At 65.1% G+C, this 26,701-nt stretch carries 26 protein-coding genes and 1 pseudogene; 15 read left to right on the forward strand and 12 right to left on the reverse strand.

The window, feature by feature from the left end:
• Positions 1-30 precede the first annotated feature (30 nt).
• From ACVW16_RS12045 to ACVW16_RS12055, 3 genes and pseudogenes are all read right to left on the reverse strand, one after another.
• The gene (locus tag ACVW16_RS12045) at positions 31-2,292 is read right to left on the reverse strand and encodes a xanthine dehydrogenase family protein molybdopterin-binding subunit (protein ID WP_456802357.1); all 2,262 of its coding nucleotides are present in this window, start codon (positions 2,290-2,292) and stop codon (positions 31-33) included.
• Positions 2,285-3,341: pseudogene (locus ACVW16_RS12050) on the reverse strand (FAD binding domain-containing protein). The gene ACVW16_RS12045 and the pseudogene ACVW16_RS12050 overlap by 8 nt, the downstream one beginning before the upstream one ends.
• On the reverse strand, positions 3,338-3,835 hold the full coding sequence (locus ACVW16_RS12055; RefSeq protein ID WP_456699436.1) for a (2Fe-2S)-binding protein: 498 nt from the start codon (positions 3,833-3,835) through the stop codon (positions 3,338-3,340). Before ACVW16_RS12055 ends, ACVW16_RS12050 begins: the two are co-directional and overlap by 4 nt.
• Positions 3,836-4,087: 252 nt before the next feature.
• On the opposite strand from ACVW16_RS12055, the gene ACVW16_RS12060 reads away from it, so the two are divergent.
• Together ACVW16_RS12060 and ACVW16_RS12065 are read left to right on the forward strand one after the other, a co-directional pair.
• Entirely contained in the window at positions 4,088-4,726 is a 639-nt protein-coding gene (locus ACVW16_RS12060) for a TetR/AcrR family transcriptional regulator (RefSeq protein ID WP_456699437.1), read from the forward strand.
• 52 nt (positions 4,727-4,778) lie between these two features.
• Positions 4,779-5,186, forward strand: coding sequence for a DUF4864 domain-containing protein (locus ACVW16_RS12065; RefSeq protein ID WP_456737395.1), 408 nt, complete (start codon positions 4,779-4,781; stop codon positions 5,184-5,186).
• Here the strand turns inward: ACVW16_RS12065 and ACVW16_RS12070 are convergent.
• Complete coding sequence (locus tag ACVW16_RS12070) at positions 5,183-6,448, reverse strand: MFS transporter (protein WP_456738816.1); 1,266 nt, start codon at positions 6,446-6,448, stop codon at positions 5,183-5,185. The genes ACVW16_RS12065 and ACVW16_RS12070 overlap by 4 nt on opposite strands.
• A 175-nt stretch (positions 6,449-6,623) precedes the next feature.
• Here ACVW16_RS12070 and ACVW16_RS12075 point away from each other — a divergent pair, with 175 nt between their 5' ends.
• From ACVW16_RS12075 to ACVW16_RS12110, 8 genes are all read left to right on the forward strand, one after another.
• Positions 6,624-7,031: a hypothetical protein gene (locus ACVW16_RS12075; RefSeq protein ID WP_456737393.1), complete on the forward strand. Its 408-nt coding sequence runs from the start codon at positions 6,624-6,626 to the stop codon at positions 7,029-7,031.
• An 81-nt stretch (positions 7,032-7,112) separates the two neighbouring features.
• On the forward strand, positions 7,113-7,397 hold the full coding sequence (locus ACVW16_RS12080; RefSeq protein WP_456737392.1) for a hypothetical protein: 285 nt from the start codon (positions 7,113-7,115) through the stop codon (positions 7,395-7,397).
• 21 nt (positions 7,398-7,418) lie between these two features.
• On the forward strand, positions 7,419-8,840 hold the full coding sequence (locus ACVW16_RS12085; RefSeq protein ID WP_456738289.1) for a TolC family protein: 1,422 nt from the start codon (positions 7,419-7,421) through the stop codon (positions 8,838-8,840).
• A 13-nt stretch (positions 8,841-8,853) separates the two neighbouring features.
• Complete coding sequence (locus ACVW16_RS12090) at positions 8,854-10,176, forward strand: copper oxidase (RefSeq protein WP_456737391.1); 1,323 nt, start codon at positions 8,854-8,856, stop codon at positions 10,174-10,176.
• A gap of 40 nt (positions 10,177-10,216) precedes the next feature.
• Positions 10,217-10,663: a cupredoxin domain-containing protein gene (locus ACVW16_RS12095; protein WP_456737390.1), complete on the forward strand. Its 447-nt coding sequence runs from the start codon at positions 10,217-10,219 to the stop codon at positions 10,661-10,663.
• 17 nt (positions 10,664-10,680) lie between these two features.
• Positions 10,681-10,980: a copper-binding protein gene (locus ACVW16_RS12100; protein ID WP_456699444.1), complete on the forward strand. Its 300-nt coding sequence runs from the start codon at positions 10,681-10,683 to the stop codon at positions 10,978-10,980.
• A 288-nt stretch (positions 10,981-11,268) separates the two neighbouring features.
• Positions 11,269-13,410, forward strand: coding sequence for a flagellar biosynthesis protein FlhA (gene flhA, locus ACVW16_RS12105; protein ID WP_456699445.1), 2,142 nt, complete (start codon positions 11,269-11,271; stop codon positions 13,408-13,410).
• A gap of 296 nt (positions 13,411-13,706) precedes the next feature.
• The gene (locus ACVW16_RS12110) at positions 13,707-13,907 is read left to right on the forward strand and encodes a hypothetical protein (protein ID WP_092233715.1); all 201 of its coding nucleotides are present in this window, start codon (positions 13,707-13,709) and stop codon (positions 13,905-13,907) included.
• Positions 13,908-14,205: 298 nt separating this feature from the next.
• Here the strand turns inward: ACVW16_RS12110 and ACVW16_RS12115 are convergent, their stop codons facing one another.
• The 6 genes from ACVW16_RS12115 to fliI form a co-directional block, all read right to left on the reverse strand.
• The gene (locus ACVW16_RS12115; RefSeq protein WP_456737389.1) at positions 14,206-15,432 is read right to left on the reverse strand and encodes an NAD(P)/FAD-dependent oxidoreductase; all 1,227 of its coding nucleotides are present in this window, start codon (positions 15,430-15,432) and stop codon (positions 14,206-14,208) included.
• 58 nt (positions 15,433-15,490) lie between these two features.
• On the reverse strand, positions 15,491-16,507 hold the full coding sequence (locus tag ACVW16_RS12120) for an AraC family transcriptional regulator (RefSeq protein ID WP_456737388.1): 1,017 nt from the start codon (positions 16,505-16,507) through the stop codon (positions 15,491-15,493).
• Positions 16,508-16,675: 168 nt separating this feature from the next.
• The gene (locus ACVW16_RS12125) at positions 16,676-17,728 is read right to left on the reverse strand and encodes an anti-sigma factor (protein WP_456737387.1); all 1,053 of its coding nucleotides are present in this window, start codon (positions 17,726-17,728) and stop codon (positions 16,676-16,678) included.
• A 206-nt stretch (positions 17,729-17,934) separates the two neighbouring features.
• Positions 17,935-18,480 (reverse strand): sigma-70 family RNA polymerase sigma factor, encoded by a 546-nt coding sequence (locus ACVW16_RS12130; protein ID WP_456699449.1) that lies wholly within the window; start codon positions 18,478-18,480, stop codon positions 17,935-17,937.
• A gap of 356 nt (positions 18,481-18,836) precedes the next feature.
• Positions 18,837-19,256: a flagellar export protein FliJ gene (gene fliJ / locus ACVW16_RS12135; protein ID WP_092233733.1), complete on the reverse strand. Its 420-nt coding sequence runs from the start codon at positions 19,254-19,256 to the stop codon at positions 18,837-18,839.
• 133 nt (positions 19,257-19,389) lie between these two features.
• Positions 19,390-20,715, reverse strand: coding sequence for a flagellar protein export ATPase FliI (gene fliI / locus ACVW16_RS12140; protein ID WP_456699450.1), 1,326 nt, complete (start codon positions 20,713-20,715; stop codon positions 19,390-19,392).
• 401 nt (positions 20,716-21,116) lie between these two features.
• On the opposite strand from fliI, the gene ctrA reads away from it, so the two are divergent.
• The 5 genes from ctrA to ACVW16_RS12165 all read left to right on the forward strand — a co-directional run bounded on the left by ctrA (position 21,117) and on the right by ACVW16_RS12165 (position 24,515).
• Positions 21,117-21,818, forward strand: a complete 702-nt coding sequence (ctrA, locus tag ACVW16_RS12145; RefSeq protein ID WP_008138878.1) for a response regulator transcription factor CtrA — start codon at positions 21,117-21,119, stop codon at positions 21,816-21,818.
• 404 nt (positions 21,819-22,222) lie between these two features.
• Positions 22,223-22,627, forward strand: a complete 405-nt coding sequence (locus tag ACVW16_RS12150; RefSeq protein ID WP_456699451.1) for a DUF350 domain-containing protein — start codon at positions 22,223-22,225, stop codon at positions 22,625-22,627.
• 2 nt (positions 22,628-22,629) lie between these two features.
• Positions 22,630-23,049: a hypothetical protein gene (locus ACVW16_RS12155; RefSeq protein ID WP_456699452.1), complete on the forward strand. Its 420-nt coding sequence runs from the start codon at positions 22,630-22,632 to the stop codon at positions 23,047-23,049.
• A 62-nt stretch (positions 23,050-23,111) separates the two neighbouring features.
• Entirely contained in the window at positions 23,112-23,351 is a 240-nt protein-coding gene (locus ACVW16_RS12160) for a hypothetical protein (protein WP_456699453.1), read from the forward strand.
• A gap of 3 nt (positions 23,352-23,354) precedes the next feature.
• Complete coding sequence (locus tag ACVW16_RS12165; RefSeq protein ID WP_456737386.1) at positions 23,355-24,515, forward strand: glutathionylspermidine synthase family protein; 1,161 nt, start codon at positions 23,355-23,357, stop codon at positions 24,513-24,515.
• A 58-nt stretch (positions 24,516-24,573) separates the two neighbouring features.
• On the opposite strand, the gene ACVW16_RS12170 is transcribed toward ACVW16_RS12165, so the two are convergent.
• Together ACVW16_RS12170 and ACVW16_RS12175 are read right to left on the reverse strand one after the other, a co-directional pair.
• On the reverse strand, positions 24,574-25,446 hold the full coding sequence (locus tag ACVW16_RS12170; protein ID WP_456699455.1) for a CheR family methyltransferase: 873 nt from the start codon (positions 25,444-25,446) through the stop codon (positions 24,574-24,576).
• Positions 25,443-26,651, reverse strand: coding sequence for a protein-glutamate methylesterase/protein-glutamine glutaminase (locus ACVW16_RS12175; RefSeq protein WP_456699456.1), 1,209 nt, complete (start codon positions 26,649-26,651; stop codon positions 25,443-25,445). The genes ACVW16_RS12170 and ACVW16_RS12175 overlap by 4 nt, the downstream gene beginning before the upstream one ends.
• Positions 26,652-26,701 lie beyond the last annotated feature (50 nt).

Below are 26,701 nucleotides of genomic sequence, written 5' to 3' on the forward strand. Positions count from 1 at the left end.
CGCGAGATGATCGCGGCCCGCCCGCTGCCGTCAGAGGCCCGTCAGCAGCTCCTCGATCCGGATCGGGAAGCGGCGCACCCGCACGCCGGTCGCATGCCAGACGGCATTAGCAACCGCACCGGCGCTACCGGTGATGCCGATCTCGCCGACGCCCTTGACGCCGAGCGCGTTCACATGGGGGTCGTGCTCCTCGACCGTGATGACGTCGAGCGGCGGCACGTCGGCATTCACAGGGATGTGGTATTCGCCGAGATTGGCATTCATGATCCGTCCGCTGCGGCGGTCGATGACGGCCTCCTCGTGCAGCGCGAAGGACATGCCCCAGATCATGCCGCCGAACAGCTGGCTCTTCACCAGATGCGGGTTGACGATGCGGCCCGCGGCAAAGGCGCCGACCATGCGGGTGACGCGGATCTGGCCGAGCTCGGGATCGACCTTCACTTCGGCGAACACCGCGCCATGGGCGTGCATCGCATACTCTTCCATCGCCGCCGGATTCGGCGCACCGGTGCCGCGCGCCTCGACTTCGGCGACGCCGGCACGCGCGAGAATCTCGGTATAGCTCTCGCTGCGGCTCTCGTCGTCGCGCCGGATCAACCGGCCGTCGCGCGCGATCACACCGGCATTGCCGGCGCCGAACAGCGGCGATCGCTCGTCATTGGTGGCGAGATCGGCAAGCTTGGCGATCACGGCCGCGCCGGCGCTGTGGATCGCAGCTCCCGCGGTCGCGGTGTGCGCGGAGCCGCCGGCGATGCCCGCATCAGGAAGATCGGACGTGCCCGCCTTGAACCTGACGCGGTCGATATCGAGGCCGACGGCGTCGGCTGCGATCTGCGCAAGCGCCGTCCAGGCGCCCTGCCCCATGTCGTGCGCGCCGATCTCCATTGCGCCAGTACCGTCACGGCGGATCACGGCGCGCGCTTCGGCCTGGAACATCAGCGCGGGGAACGTCGCGGTGCCCATCCCCCAGCCGACCAGCAGTCCGGCATCGTCGCGCATTTGTCGCGGCTGAAGCGAGCGCTTCGCCCAGCCGAAACGCGCGGCGCCCTGATCGTAACAGGCACGCAGCGCTTTCGACGAAAATGGTTTTCCGGTGATCGGCTCGACCTCGGCGTAGTTCTTCAAGCGGAAGGCGAGCGGATCCATGCCGCAGGCCCAGGCCATCTCGTCGACCGCGCTTTCCAGCGCAATCGATCCCGTCGCCTCGCCCGGCGCGCGCATGAACAGGGGCGTGCCGGTGTTGACGCGCACGGCGTCGTGCGAGGTGCGGATCGCGGGCGCCGCATAGAGCGTGTGCGAGGCATCGGCCGCCGGCTCGTAGAAATCGTCGAACGTGCTCGACACGGTCCGCGCGTGGTGATCGAGCGCGGTCAGGCGGCCTTCGGCGTCGGCACCGATGCGCAGGCGCTGGCGCGTCGGCGCGCGGTGGCCGACCGGGCCGTACATCTGCTCACGGCGCAGCACGAGCTTGACCGGCTTGCCGACCAGCTTGGCCGCCATGATGCCGAGGACGGGAGGACCGGCCATCAGCCCCTTCGAACCGAATCCGCCGCCGAGGAACGGGCTGCGGATATGGATCTTGTCGGGCGCAATGCCGAACAGCTCGGCAACACGTCCGAGCGACAGCATGAGCCCCTGTGTCGGCATGTCGATCTGCAGTTTGTCGCCGTCCCGGTGCGCGACGATTGCATGCGGCTCCATCGCGTTGTGATATTGCGGCGGCGTCTCATAGGTCGCATCGATCTGCTTGTCCGCAGCCGCTAGACCGGCCTCGACGTCGCCGCGCTGATTTTCGGCGGGATTGCCGACACCGACGACGGGCGGCACGTAACTCTCACCCGCATCGAGCCCGACCAGCGCGGGCAGCGCCTCATAGCGCGGCGCCAGCAGCACCGCGCCTTCCGTCGCCGCCTCGAGCGTTTCCGCGATCACGACAGCGATGGGCTGGTTGGCATAACGCACTTCGTCGCTCTGCAACACCTCCATTCGGAACACGAACGGGTTGGTCTTGATCTCAGGGTCGATCGCGAGCTGCGGCTTGTGGTCGGGCGTCATCACGTCGATGACGCCGGGATGACGCTTGGCGGCGGCGACATCGAGCGAGGTCACGCGTCCATGCGCGATGCTGGACACCGCCATCACCGCAAACACCATGCCGGGCGGATGATTGTCGGCGGCATAGGTCGCCTGGCCCCTGACCTTGAGCACGCCGTCACGGCGGGTCATCGGCTGGCCGATGCTGGAGCCGTGGCGGAGATGCGCGGGTGCGCTGGTGAGATTGAGCTCAGGCATGAATGGCTCCAGACGTCGAAGCAAAGGGGGAAGCGGGCAGCGCGGGGATACGCGCGGGCGTACCGGCCGCAGCAAGGGTCAGCGTACGCACGACGATGCGGCGCGCCAGCTCGATCTTGTAGGCGTTGTCGCCGGACGGTTTTGCGTCGCTGAGCGCGCGCCAGGCGGCTTCCTGGAAAACATCCGCCGTGGGCGCAATACCCCTTAAGAATATCCTCCGCGGCGCGGGCACGCCAGGGCTTTGCGGCGACACCGCCAAGCGCAAGCCGCGCCTCCGCGATCTTGCCGTTCTCGATCCGCAGCGCCGCCGCGGCCGAGACGATGGCGAATGCGTAGGACGTGCGCTCGCGCACCTTGAGATAGCGCGCATGCGCAGCAAATCCTCGCGCCGCGGGCGGCAGACGCACTGCGACGATGAGATCACCAGGCTCGAGCGCGGATTCACGTTCCGGCATATTGCCGGGCAGGCGATGCAATTCGTCGAGCGCGATCTCGCGACGGCCGTTCTTGCCTTCGATCTCGACGATGGCGTCGAGCGCGACCAGCGGCACGCAGAAGTCGGACGGATGGGTCGCGATGCAGCTCTCGCTCCAGCCGAGCACCGCATGCGTCCGGTTCTCGCCCTCGCGGGCATCGCAGCCGCTGCCGGACTCGCGTTTGTTGCAGCGGCTGGCGGTGTCGTAGAAATACGCGCAGCGCGTCCGCTGCAGCAGATTGCCGCCCACGGTCGCCGCATTTCGGAGTTGCGCGGACGCGCCGGAGAGCAACGCTTCGGCAATCGCGGGATAGGATTTCGCGAACTCTGCATCATGCGCAAGGTCGGCATTGCTCACGAGCGCACCGATCCGCAACGCCCCATCCGCGAGGCGCTCGATGCGATCGAGCCCGTCAAGATGAGTGACGTCCACCAGCCGATCGGGTCGGCTGATGTTGCCCTTCATCAGATCGAGCAGATTGGTGCCGGCCGCGAGATAGGTCGCGCCCGGCTGCGCGGCGGCAGCAACGGCTTCAGCGACCGTGGCAGGCCTGACATAATCGAACTGTTTCATGCGGAGCGCCTCTGGTTGGTTTCCCCGGTCCCGGCCTGAGCCTCGAGCACGGCATCGACGATGCCGGCATAGGCGCCGCAGCGACAGAGATTACCGCTCATGCATTCACGGATACGCTCGGGATCGTTGCCGGCCTGCGCTTCCTGCATCATGCCGATGGCGCTCATGATCTGGCCGGGCGTGCAGAAGCCACACTGGAATCCGTCATGGGCGATGAAGGCGGCCTGGACGGGATGAAGCCGGTCGCCGCGCGCGACGCCTTCGATGGTGAGGATGTCGGCGCCGTCATGGCTGATGGCGAGCGCGAGACAGGAATTGATGCGCTTGCCGTCGACGAGAATGGTGCAGGCCCCGCATTGTCCGCGGTCGCATCCCTTCTTGGTTCCGGTGAGATGGAGGCGCTCACGCAGCAGATCGAGCAGCGTGACGCGGGGATCGTCGAGGACGAAGTCGCGCCGCGCACCGTTCACGGTGAGGCTGATGGAGTGGTTCATACAAGGCTCCGATCAGAAGGACATGGCTCATCGTTCGGCGCGCCACCGCCGTGGCCGCCGTCGATATCGCGCCAGCGCGGACAGGGTCCGGACTGGCACCTGCGCGAAGATACGGAGGCACCCTCCGCTTAACAAGGGCCGCCGAAAAATATTTGGACTTCGTCGAAAGCTCGTGCGCCGACAACGCGATGCGGCAGGCAAAGGGTTCAACAAGGGTTCAATCTAACCAATTCGTGATCTACATTGCCTGATATGGACGACCACACCGACCAGGCCCGAAAGCCCCGCGCCGATGCCGTGCGCAATCGCGAGCGTGTGCTCGAAGCGGCCAAGGCTGTGTTCAGCGCAGGCGGCTCCGAAGCAAGCCTCGAGGCCGTAGCCAAGCGCGCCGGCGTCGGCATCGGAACGCTCTACCGGCATTTTCCGACGCGCGAGGATCTGTTCGAGGCAGTCTACCGGCGCGAGGTCGAGCAGCTCAGCGAGCTTGCCGAGCAGTTGAAGAGCGCCAAGGATCCGGTCGATGCGCTCCGGCGCTGGTTGCGCTCGGGTGTCGAATTCGTCGCCACCAAGAAGGGCATGGTGGCAGCCCTGGCGCTCGCGGTGCAGAGCGGGTCCGAGCTGCATGCCTTCTCCTTCGAGCGCCTGACCAAGGCGATCGGCTCACTGCTCGATCGCGCAGCCGCGGCCGGTGCGATGCGCGCCGACATCAGTCCCGAGGACTTGCTGCGCGCGTTCTTCGGCATGTGCTACATCCATGACCAGCCCGGCTGGCAGTCAACGGCGAAGCGGCTTCTTGACGTTTTCGTCGACGGCCTGCGCCTGCAGCCAGGGTCCAAGCCCAAGGCGCGTGCCGCCGCGCCAGCGAAATCGCCGCCGAAGCGGAAGCGGTAGGCGCGGCGATGTGTTAGGGTCGGCATCGCCGGCATATCAACGGGAGCCTGTCATGCGCATCGCAGCCGTGGTCGTCGCCCTTGCTGTTGCCTTCAGCCCCCTCACCGCTCGCGCTGACGACGTCACGACAGCGCAAGGGGTGATCCGCGCCCAGGAGCAGGCCTTCGTCCATGACGATGCGACCGCCGCCTATTCCTATGCCGCGCCGGCAATCAAGCAGCTCTTTCCCGCACCCGACATCTTCATGTCGATGGTGCAGAACGGCTACGCCCCCGTCTACCGCCACAAGAGCTTTGAGTTCGGCGACAGCAGGACCGAAGGCAGCGCGATTGCGCAGCGTGTTCACATCATCGACGCCAATGGCGAAGCCTGGGAAGCGCTCTACACGCTCGAGCAGCAGCCGGACGGCAGCTACAAGATCACCGGCTGCTCCCTGTTGAAGGCGGGACAGGCGGTCTAAGTTGCGAAATTCGGTCCTGTCTTGACCGAACTCATGCGTGAGCGGATCAGCAGCGTCAAGACGATGCCGACATTGAGGGCATTCCATGCCACGCCGTTGGCAAACGCTGCCGCGTAGGAGCCGGTGGCATCGAAGATGATGCCGGAGACCCAGCCGCCGAAGGACATGCCGAACACGGAGGCGAAGATCACGATGCCGACGCGGGTTGCGGCTTCACGGGCCGGCATCGCCTCGCGCACGATGATGGCGTAGCTCGGCACGATGCCGCCCTGGAACAGGCCGAACATCGCGGAAATCAGGTATAGGGAGGTGAGGCTGTCGAAGAACAAATAGAACACCAGCGCGAAGCCTTGCGCCAGTGACCCGAGCAGCAGCGTGCGGATGCCGCCGATCTTGTCGGCGAGATAGCCCGAGCCGATGCGGCTGACGATGCCGCAGGCCATCATCAGCGACAGCATCTCGGCGCCACGCGCCACGCCATAACCGAGATCGCCGCAATAGGCGACGATATGGACCTGCGGCATCGCCATGGCGACGCAGCAGGAGATGCTGGCGATCGAGAGCAGCACCGTCAGCGTGTTGGTCGAGAGCTTGAGATCGACCCGCGGCGGCGGCGCATTGGCGTGATTGCGGACCTTGTCGTCGCCCATCTGCGTGCGCAGGACCAGCACCAGCACAGCCATCAGGCTCGCACAGACGAGGCCAATACCGATGTGAGTGGTGCGCCAGCCCACGGCATTCATGCCGTAGCTCACGATCGGCGGCCATATCGTGCCCGCGACATAGTTGCCGCTTGCCACGATGGTCACCGCGAGCCCGCGATAACGCTCGAACCAGTGCGAGGCCTCAGCCATCAGCGGCGCGAAGGTGGCCGAGGTGCCGAGACCAACGAGAAAGTAGGCCGCCACGAATTGCCAAAGCTGCGTCGACAGCCCGGCCAGTACGTTAGCGATGCCCAGGAAGGCGATACTGATCGCCATCGCCGGCACGATCCCGAACCGGTCGGTGATTCGGCCTGCAATCACGCCGCCGAGGCCGAAGCCGAACATCATGAGTGTGAAGGCGAGCGACACCGCGCCTCGTGTGGCGGCGAATTCGGTCTGTACGAGGGGAATCACCACGACCACAGCCCACATCCCGACGCTGCCGATCGAGCCGATCACCAGTGCGAGCAAAAGCCGCACCCAGGCCTGACGCGAATCAGGGGTGAAAGAGGCCGGTTTCTGTGCTGGGTGATTTGGTGCGTGCACGACGCGGACCATGTTCGCTGAACGCCTCTTGGTCAAGCATCGTGCCGCGATATTGGGCATGCGCGGTGCGCTGCGGTAAGAAGGAGCTTGGCGAAACGCCGCTTTGCCATTACTTTGCAATCTGCGGGCGCAACAATGCCGCGCGGAAGAGCATGCTGTCGGAATGTTGCTGCGGATGACGCGATCGATGCGGATCAGGGTGGGGCGGATCATCGCCCTCGCTTATCTGTTCTGCGTGCTCGCGCCGGCCGCGAGCCTCGCCTGGGGCAGCGGCGCCTCGCCGTGCTTCGAGGACGATCCCGTGCTCTTGCCAGCGCATCATGAGATGTCGGCCAGCCACATCCATGGCGACGTGACACACGACCGCGCCGGCATGCACGCTCATCAGCAGGCGCAGGACGCGCCCGGCCCGCACCATCATCAAAGCAAGGGCCATCTCGGCCCGTGCTGCGCCATGATGTGCGCGAGCGCGCTACCGGCCGACCTGCCTGATGTCGCCAAGCCGCAGCAGCCGGTGTCCGCCTGTGTGCCCGAGATCGTGGTAAGTCTGCACAGTGCGGCGCCACCCCGGCACTACCGCCCTCCCATCACCTGATCTGACACGCGACGACGTCAGGCCGAACGCGCGTTCCCGCGCGCGCGAACCTGTGGTCTCCAGACAGATCAGGGATTATTCATGCTTACGCTTCTCGGGGCGAAGTCCGCCGCCGCATCTGTGGCGCGTGGAGGACATTTGCGATTGCATTGGCCGCTGCTGGCCCTCGCCGCATTGGCGCTGTCCGGCTGCATGCCCGCGACGCCGTCGATTGCCGCCGTCGATCCGGCCGATCCTGCGGCAAAGGTCGCGCACGTCGGCTATCGCTCGACAGTCGCGCCCTACGTGACCTTGCGGCCTTCGACGCCGGCACCATGGCGCGGCCGCAACGACGCCGTCGCGCCAGCGCCGAAGCAAGGCCGCTAGGAGCGCGCCATGACACATCATATGTCACATCATTTGGCGCGAGGGCTGCTCGTTCTCGCTGCGCTTGGCCTCTCCGGCTGCGCCGCGTTCTCGCCCGACAGCGGCATGACCGGTGTCTCGGAGCTGACGAGCCAGACCATCAACAAGGACGTCGCCTTCGTACGTACCGCCGAAGGAGCCGGTGCGGTCGACGGGCGCGTTCGCCGGTTGCTGTCGCGGACACTGAGCGCCGAGACCGCCGTGCAGATCGCACTGCTCAACAACAAGGGGCTGCAGGCCGCCTATAACGAACTGGCGCTGGCCGAGACCGATCTGGTCGAGCAGAGCCTGCCGCCCAATCCGGTATTCTCGATCTCGCGCATCTCAGGCAATGGCGCCAGCGAGATCGAGCGCCAGGTGGTCGGCGATATCCTGGCATTGGCTACGCTGCCATTTCGCTCCGACATCGCGCGCGAGGGCTTTCGCCAGGCGCAATTGCGCGCGGCGCTGGCGACGCTGCGGCTCGCCGCCGATGTGCGACGCGCTTACGTCCGCGCGGTCGCCGCAAACGAGATGGTTGTGCTGCTGACCGACGCGAAAGCAACGGCGGAATCGACCGCGCAACTCGCCGTGAAACTCGGCGAGACCGGCTCGGTCAGCAAGCTCGACCAGGCGCGTGAGCAGGTGTTCTACGCCGAGACCACCGCCGATCTCGCCTCCGCGCGCCAGGCGGCGGCAAGCGCGCGCGAAAAACTGGCGCGGCTGATGGGGCTGTGGGACGAGCGTCTCGACTTCCGCCTGCCCAACGCTTTGCCGCCGCTGCCGCGCCGGCCGGAGACCCTGCCCTCGATCGAGGCCGACGCTGTCGCGCACCGCATCGACTTGCAGATCGCGCGGCTGGGGCTGACGGCCCTGGCGAAGTCGTTGAACGTGACTGAAGCAACCCGCTTCGTCACCTTGCTCGATCTCGCCGGGATCTCCCGCCGGACCCAGGACCCGGAGGGCGCGCCGTTCCGCGAGCGCGGCTTTGATGTCCAGTTCCAGGTCCCGATCTTCGATGGCGGCGAGGTGCGCGTGAGGCAAGCCGCGGAGACCTACAACCTCGCCTTCAACCGCCTGACCGAGCGCGCCGTGAACGTCCGCTCGGAAGCGCGCGATGCCTATCGGATCTATCGCTCGACTTACGACATCGCTGGCCACTATCAGCGCGAGATATTGCCGTTGCGCAAAATCATCACCGAGGAGATGCAGTTGCGCTTCTCCAGCATGCAGGTCGACATCTTCGCGCTGCTGACAGAGGCGCGGCAGCGCCTCGCCTCACTGCGCGGTGCGATCGACGCCAGGCAAAACTTCTTCCTCGCCCAATCCGAGTTGCAGACCGCCGTCAACGGCGGCGGCGCGCCTGCGTCCGGCGGCGACAATCCAACCAATATCGCCGCCGCCCCTGTCGATGGCGGTCACTGAGATGGAGGTCAGCATGTTTTCCCGCCGCGCATTTTTGAGCACCGCCGCGCTCGTCAGCGCGTCAGCCGTCAGCGGCCGCGTCCAGGCCGCATCGATTCCGGAAGCAGTTCACATGGACAAGGCGGTGATGCAGCCGCCGCTGCACCCCACCAGCGGTCCGGACTATCGCCCCGTCGTCACACTCAACGGCTGGACGCTGCCGTTCCGCATGAACGGCGACTGGAAGGAGTTCCATCTCGTGGCCGAACCCGTGGTGCGCGAATTCGCCGAAGGCATGAAGGTGAATCTCTGGGGCTATAACGGCCAGTCGCCGGGGCCGACCATCGAAGCGGTCGAAGGCGACAAGGTTCGCATCTTCGTCAGCAACCGCCTGCCAGAATACACCACCGTGCATTGGCACGGCATGATCATTCCGAGCGGTATGGACGGTGTCGGCGGGCTGAATCAGCCGCACATTCCACCCGGCAAGACCTTCGTCTACGAGTTCGAGATGAAGAAGAGCGGGACCTTCATGTACCACCCGCATTCCGACGAGATGGTGCAGATGGCGATGGGCATGATGGGCATGGTCGTCGTGCACCCGCGCGATCCGAATTTCCGGCCCGTCGATCGCGACTTCGTCTTCGTGATGAGCACCTATCGCGTCGATCCCGGCACCTATCTGCCGCGCGTCAACGAGATGACCGATTTCAACATGTGGACCTGGAATGCGCGGGTGTTTCCCGGCATCGATCCGCTACCGGTGCGGCTCGGCGACAAGGTGCGCGTGCGCATCGGCAATCTCAGCATGACCAACCATCCGATTCATCTGCACGGCCACAGTTTTGCCGTGACCTGCACCGACGGCGGCTGGGTTCCCGAGGGCGCGCAATATCCTGAGACGACCACCGACGTTCCCGTCGGCGCGGTGCGCGTGTTCGATGTGCTCGCCGACAATCCCGGCGACTGGGCGTTTCACTGCCACAAATCGCACCACACCATGAATGCGATGGGCCACGACATGCGCAACATGATCGGCGTCTCGCGCAAGGATCTCGCCAAGGCCGTCGGCAAGCTCGCGCCCGACGCCATGGTGATGGGGCAGTCAGGCATGGCGATGGGCAACATGGAGATGCCCGCGCCCGACAACACGCTGCCGATGATGTCGGGCGCCGGCCAGTTCGGCCCGATCGAGATGGGCGGCATGTTCACGGTGATGAAAATCCGCCAGGACCTCGCGCGCGACGATTATCGCGATCCCGGCCCCTATCAATTCCCGCAAGGCACCGTCGCCTACGAGGTCGCCTCGCCCGCGGCGGAGCCGGCACGGCAACCGGCCACGCCGGCGCACAGATGAAAATGTGAGTGTTTCGATGAAGACCCAACCGGAGAACAAGATGAAGACGATCAAACTTGCACTCGCGCTGACCGCATTTGCGACGCCGCCCGCGCTGTCCCATGAGCATCACGGCTCCTTTTCGGCCGGCGAGCCCGGTGATCCCAACAAGCCCGCACGCACCATCGCGATCGCCTTGAGCGAGATGGCCTATGAGCCGTCGACCATCACGGTCAAGCGCGGCGAGCAGATCCGCTTCGTGCTGCACAATGTCGGCAAGGAGGATCACGAATTCCTGCTCGCCACCACGAAGGAAAATCTCGCGCATGCCGAGGTGATGAAGAAGCATCCGCACATGGAGCACGACGATCCGAACGGGGTGCGGCTGGCGCCGAACAAGACGGCCGAGATCGTCTGGAAGTTCACCAAGCCCGGCACCTTCGAATTTTCCTGCCTGATTCCCGACCATCGCGACTACGGCATGGTCGGCCACGTCACCGTGAAATGAAGACGATGGAGACGTCAATGAAGCCGATCATCCGCACCGCCGTAGCGCTCGCCCTGACGCTGGGCCTGACCATGGGCGCGCTCGCGCAAGCCGCCTCGATCAGCGGCGAGGTCAAGAAGATCGACGAGAACGCAGGCAAGATCACGCTCAAGCACGGCGCCGCCAAGAGCCTCGGCATGGATGAGCCCATGACCATGGTCTACCGCGTCAAGGACCCGGCCCTGCTGAAGCAAGTGAAGGTCGGCGACAAGGTGTCGTTCGAGGCCGAGGAGGAGGCGTCGGGATACACTGTGACGAAGCTGCAGAAGGCGAAATAGGCCCCTCCGTCAATCCGGGGCGCACCTTGGCGCAAGCCCGCCCCGGAATGACACCGCGGAGCGCCCCGAAATACCCCGGCCTGACCTCCTCCCGCACCCTTTGTTAACCCTTTGCTAACCATACACCGGGCAAAAATTGCCGGGTGAAGTCGAGTGTCGTCGGTCGCGTAGAACGGGAGGAACCCCGTGGACGCCAGTGCGGTGCCTCACTTTCGGAACGGCGGCCCGTCGGCCGCCGCGCAGACGTTTGGGGCGCGCGGACGGCAGTCGCGCGGGGAGGCAGCTACCATGGTCGACGTCACCGCGGGACAGGGCGTAGGCGCAGCGAAGCCCGGGATCCCCTCCCTCTCCGAAATCATCACCATCCTGAAGCGCGGCGACATCGCGCTGGCACTCGGCATCCTGACCATCCTGGTGGTGCTGATCCTGCCGCTGCCATCGGTCGTGCTGGACCTGTTCCTGGCGATCTCGATCACGCTCTCGATCCTGATCCTGATGACGTCGCTGTTCATTCAGGCGCCGCTGGAATTCTCCGCCTTCCCGACCATCCTGCTGATCTCGACCATGCTGCGGCTGTCGCTCAACATGGCCTCCACCCGTCTGATCCTGTCGCACGGCCACGAGGGCACGGACGCGGCCGGTCACGTCATCGAAGCCTTCGGCAGCTTCGTGATGGGCGGCAATTTCGTCATCGGCATCATCGTCTTCGCCATCCTGATCATCGTCAATTTCGTCGTCATCACCAAGGGTTCGGGCCGCATCGCCGAAGTCGCCGCCCGCTTCCACCTCGACGCCATGCCGGGCAAGCAGATGGCGATCGACGCCGACCTCGGCGCCGGCCTGATCGACGAGAAGGTCGCCAAGGAGCGCCGCAAGGCGCTGGAGGACGAGAGCGGATTCTTCGGCGCCATGGACGGTGCCTCGAAGTTCGTGCGCGGCGATGCCATCGCGGGCCTGCTGATCGTCTTCATCAACGTGGTCGGCGGCATGATCATCGGCGTGGCGCAGCAGGGCCTGTCCTTTGCCGATGCCGGCCGCAGCTACACGCTGCTGACCGTCGGTGACGGCCTCGTCACCCAGGTGCCGGCGCTGATCGTCTCGACCGCGGCGGGCCTGCTGGTCTCCAAGGCCGGCGTCTCCGGCGCCGCCGACAAGGCGCTGATGAAGCAGTTCTCCGGCTATCCGCAGGCGCTGGCGATGTCCTCGGCCGTCATGCTGGTGCTGGCCGCGCTGCCGGGCATTCCGACCATCCCGTTCCTCGCGCTCGGCGCCGGCGCCGGCGCGCTGGCCTGGCAGGCCCGCAACCACAAGAAGACCTCGGCCTCGGCCGAGGCAGCAGCCAAGGCCGCGCCGGTGGCCGGCGCACCGGGTGCACCGGGCGCTGCAGCGGCGGAGGAGCCGATTTCCGCCGCGCTGAAGATCGACGACCTCAAGATCGAGCTCGGCTATGCGCTGCTGCCGCTCGTCAACGGCCCCGACGGCACCGATCGCCTCACCGAGCAGATCAAGGCGCTGCGCCGCTCGCTCGCGATCGAGATGGGTTTCGTGATGCCGGCGGTGCGCATCCTCGACAACGTCCAGCTCGAGGCCAACACCTACATCATCAAGATCAAGGAGGTCGACGCCGGCACCGGCAAGATCTGGCCGAGCCAGTTCATGGTCATGGATCCCGGCGGCAGCCAGGTGCAGGTGCCCGGCATCCATACCACCGAGCCGACCTTCGGCCTGCCCGCGACCTGGGTCGACGCCAGCCTCAAGGAAGAAGCCTCGCTCAAGGGCTACACCGTCGTCGACGCCGCGACCGTGCTCTCGACCCATCTCACCGAGCTGCTCAAGGCCAACATGTCGGACCTGCTGTCCTATGGCGAAGTGCAGAAGCTGCTCAAGGAGCTGCCGAAGGAGCAGAGCGAGCTGGTCAAGGACATCGTCCCCGGACAGGTCACGGTCTCCGGCATCCAGCGCGTGCTCCAATTGCTGCTCGCCGAGCGCATCTCCATCCGCGACCTCTCGACCATCCTCGAAGGCATCGCCGACTCGCTCGCCTTCTCGCGCAATCCGGCGACCATGGTCGAACATGTCCGCGCCCGGCTCGCGCGACAGATCTGTGCGCAGAACACCTCCTATGCCGGCTATCTGCCGCTGATCGCGCTGTCGGCGCGGTGGGAGCAGGCCTTTGCCGAATCCATCATCGGCCAGGGCGAGGAGCGCAGCCTCGCGATGCAGCCATCCAAGCTGTCGGAGTTCATGACCGCGGTGCGGGAGGCCTTCGAGCGCGCCGCCCGCGAAGGCGAGGCGCCGGTGCTGGTCACCTCTGCGGCAATTCGTCCCTTCGTCCGCTCCCTGGTCGAGCGGTTCCGGGCCCAGACGACCGTGCTGTCGCAGGCCGAAATCCACCCGAGAGCGAGACTGAAAACGGTCGGAAGCATCTGATTTGCCTTAAGAAGCCGTGTGTTTTTCAGCCACAGGCAAATGGTTTCTGAGTTCCGGGCGCCTTGTCGACCAAATGCGGACAAGCCGCCCCAGAAGCTATTTACAACATTGAAATAGTTATACAATTTAAGGATCGCGACTTACTTTTTAATCGCGATCCTTCACGTCCTGTCACGCTGTTGTGATGGCCTCTTGGGAACGAATCCCCCCACTACTAGGTTGTTGGGCACCGGAAGCAATGAACCTGCCCGAACTGGCTGGCGACTACTTCGGGTAGATGGCGGCAGGAGGCTTCCATGAACCACTCGATCTACAGCGCAGATCGCTCGACCCACCTGAAGGTGGTGGCCGTGGCGCTCTTTGCCGGGATCGCACTCGCGGGCTTTGGCATCTCTGCGCGGACGAGTTCGGATGAAGGCCTGACCCAGACTGCTCGCGTCATCAAGGCCGGCAAGCCGGTTGTGATCACCAGCTCGAACGCATCGCTCGTTCGCTAAGGAGATTTTGAGTTTCAGGAATTCACGCGGCTCTTTACCAGCCCCCCAAAGTCGCCACGTGGATATGTAGACGACCCCAACCCCAAGTCGACTACGGAAAGCGCCCGCCCCCCACGGGCGCTTTCTCATGTCTGGGGCCACTCATGTCCCGGACGCAGCGCAGTGCTGAAGGAGGCCGCGCGAAGCAATCCAGAATCTCTCCGCGGATAGATTTCTCCGAGCCGGATTGCGTTTGAACAAATTGGCGGCGCTGTGCCGGGAGTCCAAGCACGTCGGGACCGAAACAACGCGGGCGAGCTCAACGTCGCTTTGCCCCATAAGTCGGCGGCGGTGCTTGCACCATCGGCACCGCGGCAGCAAACAGTTCATCCCTTCTACCCGTCAGCGGCGGATAGATGCGCTTGCGGTTGATGGTCTGCTTGGTCGCCTTGGCGGCGGCGCCCGTGGTCCGCACCTGGCGATCCCAGCCCTCCGTGTAGAGCGCGCCCCAATCGCCGAGATCGAGCACGGTGACGTACCAGTCGATCCGCAGCGGCAGCATCGGCCGGCCGACGAGATCGGCGACCACATTGTGGCCGGCGAAGCGGCCCATGGGGCGGGCGAACTGGCAGGACATCACGGTCGGATGCAAGCCATCGACGACGCTGGAGGCGACGTCGCCGGCGGCGAAGACGCCGGGCAGGTCCGCCACCCGCATGAAGGGATCGACCAGCAGGCGCCCGAGGCGATCGCGCGCGCCTGGAAAGTTTTCGGCGAGCCGGCTCGCGCGCAGACCGGCGCACCAGATCACCGTCTGGGTGCGAATGAATTCGCCTGAACTCAAGCGAACACCTGAAGCCTCGACCGACGCGAGGCGCACGCCAAGCCGCGTCTCGACGTCGAGCGACGACAACGCCGTCTCGATGACGGGACGCGCGTGGCCGCCGATGGTGGCGCCGACCGCGGGACTTGAATCGACCAGGATGATGCGGCGGCTGCCGGTGATGCCGGCGCGCACCAGCCTCTCAGGCATCTCGGCGGCGACCTCGATGCCGGTAAAGCCGGCGCCAACCACCACGATGGTCGACCGTCCCGGCGAGGGCGCGCTACGTCCGAGCGAGGTGAGATGATCTTCCAGCCGAAGCGCCGCAGTGTAGGTGTCGACGTCGAACGCGTGCTCGGCGAGACCTCGAATATTCGGCCACATCACTTCGCTGCCGAGCGCAAGCACGAGACGATCGTAGCGCAGCGTCTCATCGCCGCTGCTCGTGACCAGCGAAATTTCGCGGTGCGCCGGATCGATGGCTTCGACCTCGCCGATCCCGTGCGTGACGCCAACAGGATCGAGCAATTGTGACAGCGGCAGCGCGACCTCGCTGAGATCGACCTCGTAATTACGCACCCGGATGTTGTGGTAGGGATTGCGGTCAATGAGGCGGATCTCGATGTCGCGGCCGGCGTTACCGATCTCATCGCGCATGCGCGCGGCACCAATGGCCGCCCACAGGCCAGCAAATCCGGCGCCGAGCACGACGATACGCGCCATGTCCGTTGACTTCGCTAACCCTGCAATCCGGCGATCTATTCGCGCGGACAGGTATAGCTCATTCACCCCGCTCGACCAAATGCGGCCGCAGCGCCTCAGCACAAGATCGGGAGGCTCGCGCCTCGCGCAGCTCCGACGGGGTCGCACCAAAACGCTTGCGGAAAGCGCGGTTGAAATAGGACAGATCGGAAAAGCCCGAGGAATGCGCGATGTCGCTGATCTTGCGCGCTCGCGCGCGGGGATCGCCGAGCAGCTTTCGCGCCTGCAGCAGGCGCTGCTCGAGCACGAATTCGGTGAAGGTGGTGCCCGCCTGCTCGAACAGCCGCTGCGCCTGGCGCGGGCTGAGCCCCGAGCGGGTCGCGACCTCGGACAGGCAGAGATCGTTGCGGCCGAGGGCTGCCATCACGTCGGCGCGCATGAGATCGAGACGGGCCGCCGCATGGCCGCGACCACGCGCGAGCGCCGCATGTTCGGCGTCGGTGCCGAGCAAGAGGCCGACGAGATCGACCATGTGTTGCGCCGTCAGGCGCTGGCCGACCGCGTCGAGATGCGGCGCGTGATGAGCAGCCAGCGCATGATAGCGGAAGATGGTCTCGGCGACGGCGCCGTCGGACAGCACCTGCGACAGCTTCTCTTCGGCGCGCGGATTGATGTCGAGCAGCGCGCGGCGCGGCATTCGGATGGTGGTGAAGCGGTTCTCGTCGGTGTGACCGACGCTGCCGGTGATGCTCATGTCGGCGAGCACCATCTGCGCCGGCGCAAGGTCGACCGTGTGGCCGTTCTGCCTGACGTTGACGAGACCCGCATGCGCCGCGATCAGCACCAGATCGTCGCTGCCGTCGGCGAGGCCGCTCTGGGTGCGCGAATATTGCGCGGAGGTGCCTTCGGGAATGGCGAGCGCGATATTGTCGACCACGCTGACCTGCAGGCGGCAATCGATGCTCTCGCCATGGCTCGGACCGATCTCGAGGCCACAAGCCCCCAGCGCCCGCTCACGCCAATGTTCGAAGGCCGGGCCCTGCGGCAACCCGGTATATTGGTGGATAAAAATGCCTGGCGGCTTGGCTGCATCCATCTGATTTCTAGCCCCTCTCCGGCACCATCATCGGCGGCGCGGACTGCAAATTCCGGGCATTTGACGCCGGGAAATGCATCGAGGTTCAAACCAGGGACGGATTCGGCGGGACTTGTCGGATTGCGACCGCGGAATGGACGGTGGCGACAGTTCGGCACCCTTTTGCCGCTACTTCTTCGCGGGCGCCTGCGGCTGGGACGGCGGCACGGTCTCGATCAGCTTGCCTGAGAATACCGGCGCCGAGGTCGGTTGGCCGTTGGGCGAGCCGCCGGACTGCTCGACGGTGACGGCATAGGTGGCGCCGTTGACCACATCGGCATCATAGCCGGCGAGCAGCGGACGTGCCGTGAACTCGCCGTTGCCGATCACGCCCAGCGAACGCGGGCGCGGCAGCTTGTCGGAGATCAGCCAGAGCTCAAAACTCTTGCCCGGTTCCGGCGTCGCACCGACCTTGCGCACCGTGAAGTTCTTGGTCGCGCCGTCAATGGTGAGGATGAAGGCAGGACCGCCGCTCTGGCCCTGCAACAGGGCGACATATTGCGCGGGCGAGGACAGCGGCGCGGCCGGCGTCTTGACCTCGACCGCCTGGATGCGTGGCGCGGGGCGCAGCGCGCCGGGAAGCGCATCGGGCTGGAGGATCTGAAGCGACAGCGTCACCAGCAGCGCGGCCGCGAGCGCGCCCACGGCGGAGGCGATCGTGCGCCAGCGCTTCACGCGGCGCTGGAGAGAGACCACGTTAGCGTCATCGACGACAGGCGCGGGCGTTACCGGCGCAACATGCGGATCGGGCGCATGGGTCTGCGGCACGAATTGCGGCGGAAAAATCGGAATGGCGTCCGAGCCGGATTCAGGTGGCGCCTGTGGCTGCATTTCAAGCGGCGGAGCATCCGGCGAGGCAGGTTCCGGGGATGAGACTTGCGGCGAAGCGGGCTCCGGCGGTGGCGGCAGCGCCTCAGGCAGCACCGGCGGTGTCCCGGTCGAATCCTGCGACGACACCGACAGCGCGATCTCGCGCCTGATGTTCTCCCACACGATCGGCCGCGGCTCGATCGTGCCAACCATCTGGTTGAGGACGCCGAGCCTGTATTCCCAGCTCTGCACGACGGCCGCGAACTCCGGATCCACCGCCATCATGGTGGCGACCTGCGCGCGCTCGTCGGCATCGAGTGTGCCGAGCGCATATTCCGCGGCGAGCGCGATATGGTCCTCGCTGTAAGCCATCACTTTCCTTCACCTCTCCCGTGAGGAGAGGTCGATCTGCGCCTGATGAGGCGAAACATCGTCGCGCACAAATCGGGTGACGGGTTCAGGTCCGATGAGAGAGTGCAACACCTCACCCGGATTGCATCTTGCGATGCAATCCGATTTCTCCCTACGGGAGAGGTGAAGCAAGAACGCCGCGACAGCCTAGACACTCTCATCATCCTCTAAAGTCCGAGGCACTCCCGGATATCCAAAATGCTGCGGCGCAGCCACGTCTTCACCGTGTTGACTGGCGCTGCGAATTTCTCCGCCAATTGCTCGCGGCTCCAGCCGTTATAGTACGCGAGAAGCACCAGCCGCTGACGGTCCGGCTCGAGCCGGCCGATACATTCCAGGAGCCGCTTCAATTCCTCGGACATCTCCCGGCGCGCCAGGGGATCGGGACTGTCGGCGGCAACTTCCATCGCCTGCGGCTGCTCCTCGATGGAGGCTTCCGTCTTCCTGCGCACGATATCGATGGCGCGGTTGCGCGCGATCGACGCCATCCACGTGATCGGCGACGACAGCGTCGGGTTGAACTGGCCGGCGCTGTTCCAGATCTTGACGTAGGTCTCCTGAATGACCTCCTCTGCGAGATCCTGTCGGCGCAAGATACGGTTGACGACGCCATAGAGTTTCGCGCGCGTGGCGCCATAGAGGCGCTCGAACGCCGCCTGATCGCGCTTCGCCACCGCCTCAATCAGCTCGACCAGCTCTGCTGGCGTCAGCATTCAGCCCCCTAATCTTGCCCCCTCTCCCGCCTGCGGGGAGGGGCTAGGGTGAGGGGGAGTCTCCGCAAGGGAGGTTGCAGAGGATTCGCGGAGAGCCCCACTCACCCGGATCGCATCCGGCGATGCGACATAGCCGAAGCTTTTGCTTCGGCGCCCTTTACCACTAACACGGCCGCCGGAAGGCGGCCTACTCCTCTCCCCGCAAGCGGGGCGAGGCGAACCATCCGCTACCATAGCGCGCGGCCGAGCCCGTCACCAAGGGGCGGCGCGGCACGCTGTGGACAGCGCACGCAAAAACCCGGACCTTGCGGGTCCGGGCTCGCAAATTCGCTCGTGCTTTTGACCGCCGGCTGCCTTTAGGCGACAGCGCCGATGCGGGAGCGCATCAAACCGATGCTGTCGAGATCCGCCTGCTCGCGGGCATTTTCCTCGGCGCGCTCGCGGGCCTGGTCGCGTTCGTCCAGCAGCTCGACCTTCTTCAGCTCCTCGAAGGCTTCGCCGAGCGCGGCCTTGGCTTCCTCGAGCTGGCCCCTGAGCTCGTCGGCCGAGCGGGTCAGGTTCTCGCGGCGCTGGATGGCGGCCTTGGCATAGGTCGGATAGGCGAAATGCGCGGGGTCATTGATCCCGGCGCGGTCCTGCTCGGTCTGGATCTCGCGATCAAGATCGATCGACATGCGCTGGAAGTCGGCGATCATGGATTCGATCTGGGCGACCCGGCGGCGCTTCTCGTCGACCTGAAACTTTTTCAGGCGGATGAGGGTATCACGTGACTTCATCGACTCGTACTCCCCAGAAGTCCCTTGGCTGCAAGACACACACACATTGGGACGGCACCGGTCTGCCCACAGGCCCCATAATGGCCAAGACCGGTTCTGCTACTCTGTGGGATCGGATGATGACGGGACAAAGTTAGCGTTCCGTTTCCAAATTACCGAGGATTTGCGCCAATTGGCGGTAGCCGTCGGCCAATGACGCATTTTCGTCCTTGCGCTGGCGCAGGAAGGCTTCGAGCGGCTCGTGCAGCCGGATCGCCTCGTCGACCTCGGGGCTGGAGCCGGCGCGGTAGGCGCCGAGCCGGATCAGCTCCTCCATGTCAGCGTAAGTCGCCATCACTGCCCGCGCCTTCTGGATGACAGGCCAGAACTGCGGATCCGCCGATTTCGGCATGGTGCGCGACACGGATTTGAGGATGTTGATGGCGGGGTAGCGGCCGCGCTCGGCGATCGAGCGCTGCATCACGATGTGGCCGTCGAGGATGCCGCGAACCGCATCCGCGATCGGCTCGTTATGATCGTCGCCGTCGACCAGCACCGTGAAGATCGCGGTGATGGCGCCTTCGCCGAGGCCCGGACCGGCGCGCTCCAAAAGCTTCGGCAACTCGGTGAAGACGGTCGGCGTGTAGCCCTTGGCGGTCGGCGGCTCGCCGGCGGACAACCCGATCTCGCGCTGGGCCATGGCGAAGCGCGTCACCGAGTCCATCAGGCAGAGCACGTCCTGGCCCTCGTCGCGAAAATATTCGGCCACCGCGAGCGTCAGATACGCCGCCTGCCGCCGCATCAGGGCCGGCTCGTCAGAGGTCGCGACCACGACGACGGAGCGCGCAAGCCCCTCCTCGCCCAAATCGTCCTGCAAGAACTCCTGCACCTCGCGGCCGCGTTCGCCGATCAGTCCGATGACGCTGACCGCCGCATCGACGTTGCGTGCGAGCATCGAGAGCAGCACCGACTTGCCGACGCCGGAGCCTGCGAAGATGCCCATGCGCTGCCCGCGGCAGCAGGTGAGAAAGGTGTTCATGGCGCGCACGCCGAGATCCAGCGGCGCGCCGACACGCTTGCGCGAATGCGCCGGCGGCGGCGCATTCCGATACGGCATCGGCGAGGCGCCTTGCGGCAACGGGCCCTTGCCGTCGATCGGCTCGCCCAACGCATTGACGACGCGGCCGAGCCAGGCCGACGACGGACGCACCTGATTGGCGGCGTTGGCGATCACCGCCTTGCACCCGCGACGCACGCCGTCCAGGCCGGCGAAGGGCATCACGACAGCATTGTTGCCGGAGAAGCCGATCACCTCGCAGGGAATGGACCGGTTGGCGCCGGTCTCGATCACGAGACGCGCGCCGACCGACATCGCGTGAATGGGTCCGGCCACCTCGACCATCAGGCCGCGAACGCCGACCACACGGCCATAGATGTTGACGCCGTCGATATCGCCGATCTGTTCGGCCAAAGCCTTCATGGGGCGTGCGCTTTCATCATCCGGGCTTTCACGGCAAAACCCTTAAATTTCGCCATATTTCTGAACGGCGCTTAACTTCGTGTTTACCCGCATCATTAATCATTGCGTCACTGTCTTTGTGACTGAGCGTGGCTCCCCTTCAGAAGAAGGCTGAGTCGCGGGAGTCGGTTAGACCCGACTCTTAAAGTGGAACTTGAACGGAGTCGGATAACGAAAGCTGCTTCACGCGCAAGACCTTAGGGCGATTCGACAAAAATTGCACCGGGGGGACTTGCGTTCCAGAATCAGGATTTGTTAACCATCTGTTGTCAGGATCCGAATCAGTTGTTCAAAGGCGTTTTGTTGAGTGCCGCGAATGCGGCCGACCTGACGCCCAGGAGCGGCGACTATGGGGAACTGGCATGCGCGTTTTGCTGATTGAAGATGACAGCGCCGTCGCGCAGTCGATCGAGCTGATGCTGAAGTCTGAGAGCTTCAACGTCTACACGACCGATTTGGGGGAAGAAGGCGTCGATCTCGGTAAATTATACGATTACGACATTATCCTTCTCGACCTCAACCTGCCCGACATGTCCGGATACGACGTGCTCAAGCAGCTTCGGGTCTCCAAGATCAAGACACCGATCCTGATCCTCTCCGGCCTCGCCGGCATCGAGGACAAGGTCAAGGGTCTCGGCGTCGGCGCCGACGACTACATGACGAAGCCCTTCCATAAAGACGAGCTGGTTGCCCGCATCCACGCGATCGTGCGCCGCTCCAAGGGACACGCCCAGTCGGTCATCCAGACCGGCGACCTCGTGGTCAACCTCGACACCAAGACGGTCGAAGTCGGTGGCCAGCGCGTGCATCTGACCGGCAAGGAATATCAGATGCTGGAGCTGCTTTCGCTCCGCAAGGGCACCACCCTCACGAAGGAAATGTTCCTCAACCACCTCTACGGCGGCATGGACGAGCCCGAGTTGAAGATCATCGACGTCTTCATCTGCAAGCTCCGCAAGAAGCTCGCCAACGCATCCGAGGGCCGCAACTTCATCGAGACCGTGTGGGGCCGCGGCTACGTGCTGCGCGAGCCGCACGAGCACGAAGAGCGCATTCCCGCCTGATCTCCGGGTTTACGTCGCGCGCCCCAGTCGGGCTCGCTCCTCCCAGCCTGGACCCCGCCGCAAATGGCGGGGTTTTGTTTTTTGGTCACGTCATGCACGGGGCAGCACCGGTGTGGCGAGGCGGCCGGCCGGACCGGGCAGCGCGCTGCCCCTCCCGCAGTCATCCGATCATCGCAAAGCCGATGATGAATCCGAATACCGAGGGTTGGAAGCACGAAGGAGACTACGAAACGCCGTCCAGAAACGCCGCACGACATCGAGACGCATTTCATTTGGCCCGATAATTTGTGCAGTGCGCCGCGCGCGCCGGGCAGCCAGGTTGTTTCTGGGGATCGAACCTATCGGCCCGGTGCAGCGACCAAGCGATCGTGCCAGAATTCGCAGGCGCCAAATTTGGACCTCCCATGATCCTGCAATCGCTCGCCGGCCTGCCCGCCTTCCTGGTCTATTTCTGCACGGGGCTGATTGCGATAGTGGCATATCTGTTCGTGTACACGCGGATCACACCGCACAACGAGTTCCAGCTGATCCGTGACAACGATCCTGCCGCGGCGATTGCGCTCGGCCTGAGCCTGCTCGGCTTCGTGGCGCCGCTGTTCAGCGCGATCGCGCACTCCGTCAACGTGCTGGACTGCCTGGTCTGGGCTGCAATCGCCCTGATCGTGCAGGTCGCCGTATTCTACATCGTCAAGATCCCGGTGCCGAACCTGTCGGGCCGGATCGCCGCGGGTGAGCTCGCGCCCGCCATCTGGCTCGGCCTGTCCTCGCTTGCTGCCGGCCTCCTGAACGCCGCCTGCATGATCTACTGACCATGCCCGCGAAGCCTCCTCCCAAGGATTTCGGCAAGCGCAGGCCGGCGGCATTAGCGTCGGCACCGCGGGAGCCGGTGAAGCGCTCCGGCCACGTCGCCCTGCTGGTGATGGGGACGATCGCGGTCGGCGCCAGCGCCTACACGCTGATGCCGCGGCGGAGTTGCGATCCCATGCCGGCCGGAACGACACCGCCCGGGGTGACAGCGCCTGGCGCGGCCGCGGCAACACCAACGGTGACCGATTGCAGCAGCAGCGGCCATGGCTCGTCGGGAAGCTCGCACTGGTCGTCGCGGTCCGGCTTCTCCAGCACCGACTCCCCGAGTCATTCCTCGTCCGGCGGCTCGTCCGATGGAGGTTCCGGCGGCGTCACGCGCGGCGGCTTCGGATCGTTCGCGCATGCTTTCTCGGGCGGCAGTTGACACGCGAGGTTTTGAACAACACCGCGCGCCGGTCCGGTTTAAGACGCGCGGGAGGACGCACCATGAAACGCTCGCGAAGGGTCATGCTCACGCTGATGGGAAGCGCCGCGGTCAGCGCCATCTCGACGGGATTCACCAGGCGCGAGCGTCCCTGCGGCTCCGGGCTCGAAGCCGTGCCCGGTATCGACGGCAAGCCGTATTGCCGGCCGAGCCATGGCGGCTTCGGCGGCACGCTGCACCGCATGCACGGTAGCAATCATGGTCAAGGTCATGGTGGCCACGGCGGGCACGGTGGCGGCTGACACATGCAACGCATCATTTGTCCCGAGCGCGACGACTGGCAACAGACGGCCGAGCAATGCGGCTTCGCCTTCCACACGATCGATGGCGAGCGCTATTGGGACGAGCGCGCCTATTACGCCTTCACGCTCGATGAGATCGAACGCTCGATCGAAACCCCGACCGGCGAGATCGATGCGATGTGCCTGGAGCTCGCCGGCCGGGTGATCGGCAACGAGCAGCACTTGCGGCGCTTGAAGATTCCGGACGCGTTCTGGGATCTCATCTCCGAGAGCTGGGAGCGCGACGACCGCAGCCTGTATGGCCGTCTCGATCTTAGCTTTGACGGTCAAACTCCGGCAAAGCTGCTCGAATACAACGCGGATACGCCGACCTCGATCTTCGAGGCCGCGGTGTTTCAATGGACCTGGCTCGAGCAGGCGATCGAGCGGCGCATCATCCCTGCGCGCGCCGACCAGTTCAACTCGATCCACGAGCGGCTGATCGCTGCGTGGAAGGAAGTTGCCGCGACCACGCATCTGCACCTCACCGGCACCACCGCCAACGAGGAAGACGCCGGCACGCTTGCTTACCTCGAAGACACCGCGCGTCAGGCAGGCCTGTCGACGACGCTGCTCGACATCGAAGAGATCGGCTGGCGTGACGACGTCGGCGGCTTCGTCGATCTCGATAACAACGTCATGAAGCTGGTTTTCAAGCTGTATCCCTGGGAATGGATGTTCCACGACGCTTTCGGCGCAAAGCTTAGCGGCGCGCCGACACGCTGGATCGAACCCCCGTGGAAGGCGGTGCTCTCCAACAAGGGCATCCTGCCGCTGCTCTGGGAGATGTTTCCGAACCATCCCAATCTGCTGCCGTCCTTCTTCGAGGACGACCCGCGCGCCGCGGAGCTCGGCAGCTCCTACGTCCGCAAGCCGCTGCTGTCGCGCGAGGGCGCCAACGTCACACTGGTCTCGGCTGGAATGTCCCTCGACGAGCACGCCGGCCCCTACGGCGCCGAAGGTTTCGTGCGCCAGGCGCTGTCGCCGCTGCCGAACTTTTCGGGTGTCTATCCGGTGATCGGAAGCTGGCTCGTGAACCACGCGCCGTGCGGGCTTTCGATCCGCGAAGACGGGAGCCCGATCACGGGCAACGGCTCGCGCTTTCTGCCGCACGCGATCTTGTGAGCGATGCGTCATTCCGGGCTTCGCACTTGGGCGCGGCCCCGGAATGACGGGGAGATGATTACCGCGCCGCGGCGACCTTCAATGGCTGCGGCATCAGCCCACCCATCGGACGGCCGGAGCGCGCGGGATTGAGCTGGTAGAGACCACGGCGGTCGGACGCGGGGCGGAACGCGTCGGTGATCCCGACCACGGACTCGGCAGCGCCCAACAGCAGCGTGCCGTCGGCTTCCAGGCCCTTCGCCATGCGTTCAAAGATCATGGCCTTGGTGTCCTGATCGAAATAGATCAGCACGTTGCGGCAGAAGATCACGTCGAACGTGCCGAGATGCGAGAAGTCCTGCAACAGATTGAGCTGGCGGAACTGCACCATCGACCGGACATCGGCATTAAGCTGCCAGACGTCGCTGCTTTGCGTGAAGTATTTCATCAGGAGCTGGATCGGCAGGCCGCGCTGCACCTCGAACTGGCTGTAGATGCCAGTCTTGCACTTCTCCAGCACGTCTTGCGACAAATCGGTGGCAACGATCTCGATGCGCCAGCCGGCGAGTGCTGCGCCCATCTCCTTCAGGCACATCGCGATCGAATAGGGCTCCTGCCCGGTCGACGACGCCGCCGACCAGATGCGCAAGCTTTTGCGTGCCGCGCGGGCCTTGATCAGGCCAGGCACGATGCTGTCGCGCAGATGATCGAACGGGATCCTGTCACGGAAGAAGAACGTCTCGTTCGTGGTCATGGCCTCGACCACGTCGGTCGCAAGCCTTCCGTCGCCGTTCCTGATCTTCAGCACGAGATCGGAGATTCCGGGCAAGCTCGCCTTGCGGGCCAGCGGCAACAGCCTGCTCTCGACCAGATATTGCTTGTCGGGCGAGAGATCGAGGCCGGAGCGTTCCTTCAGGAACTTGCGCAGATAATCGTAGTCAGCGGGCGTCACGAGCGGTCTCCCGCGAACAGGCGGTTGACCTTGGCGCCGATCTGGTTGAGCGGCAGGATCGCCGCGCAGATGCCGGCATGGGCAGCCGCACCCGGCATGCCCCAGACCACGCTGGACGCTTCATCCTGCGCGATCACGTTGCCGCCGGCGGCGACGATGTCCTTGCCGCCGCGCATGCCGTCCGAGCCCATGCCCGTCAGGATTACGGAGAGGATGTTGCCGTGCCAGACATCGACGGCGGACGTGAAGAGCGGATCGACCGCGGGCTTGCAGAAATTGACGGCGGGACCGTCGTCGAGCGCGATCGCGGCGTCCGCGCCGCTGCGCACGACGCGCATGTGCTTGCCACCAGGCGCGAGATAGATGCGACCCGGCTTGACCTGCTCGCCGTCAACAGCCTCGGCTGCAGGCTTACGGCTCGTACGTGCCAGATGTTCGGCGAGAATGGTGGTGAAGGTCGGCGGCATGTGCTGGGTAATCAGCACCGGGTAACGGTCGATCACCGGGCCGAGCTCGGCGACAAGCGCCATCAGCGCCTGCGGGCCGCCGGTCGAGGAGCCGATCAACAGCACCTTCGGCGTCTGGGTCGAGAACGGACGCGTTGTCACCGTGCCTGAGAACAGGGCATGCGGGGCGGCCGGAGACGATGCGGGCGCCGCAGCAGGCCGCGCGACGGCAGGTGGACGTGCAATCGGTACAGCAGAGCTCGCGGGCGCCAGCGGCGGGCTCGCCACGGCCGGCTTCCGACGCAGCCGTGCGCCGAGGTGACGAATCTTCTGGATCAGGTCGTGATGGAAGATATCGGCGGCGGAGGTCTCGCGGGTCGATTCCGGCTTCGGAATATAGTCGGCCGCGCCGAGCGACAGCGCCTTGAAGCTGATCTCCGCGTTGCGGCGGGTCAGCGTCGAGGCCATGATGATGACGAGATCGCGCTTCTTCGCGAGCAGCTGCGGCAGCGCCGAGAGGCCGTCCAGCTCGGGCATTTCGATGTCGAGCACGGCAACGTCAGGATTGATGCGTTCGATCTGGTTGACCGCTTCGAGCCCGGTGCGCAGCGAGGCCGCGACCTCCATGTCGTGCTCGGCGCCGATCCAGCGCGAGATGAGGCCACGGATGACGACGGAGTCGTCGACGACCATCACCCGCAGCGGTCCCGCTTCGCGCGACGGGCCCGTGGTCGAATTACCTGCGAACGCAACACTCATTACTCACCAACTCAGACTGAAACGGTTCAGTTGAAGACAATCGCCGAAGG

It is taken from the genome of Bradyrhizobium sp. USDA 4474, assembly GCF_054057515.1.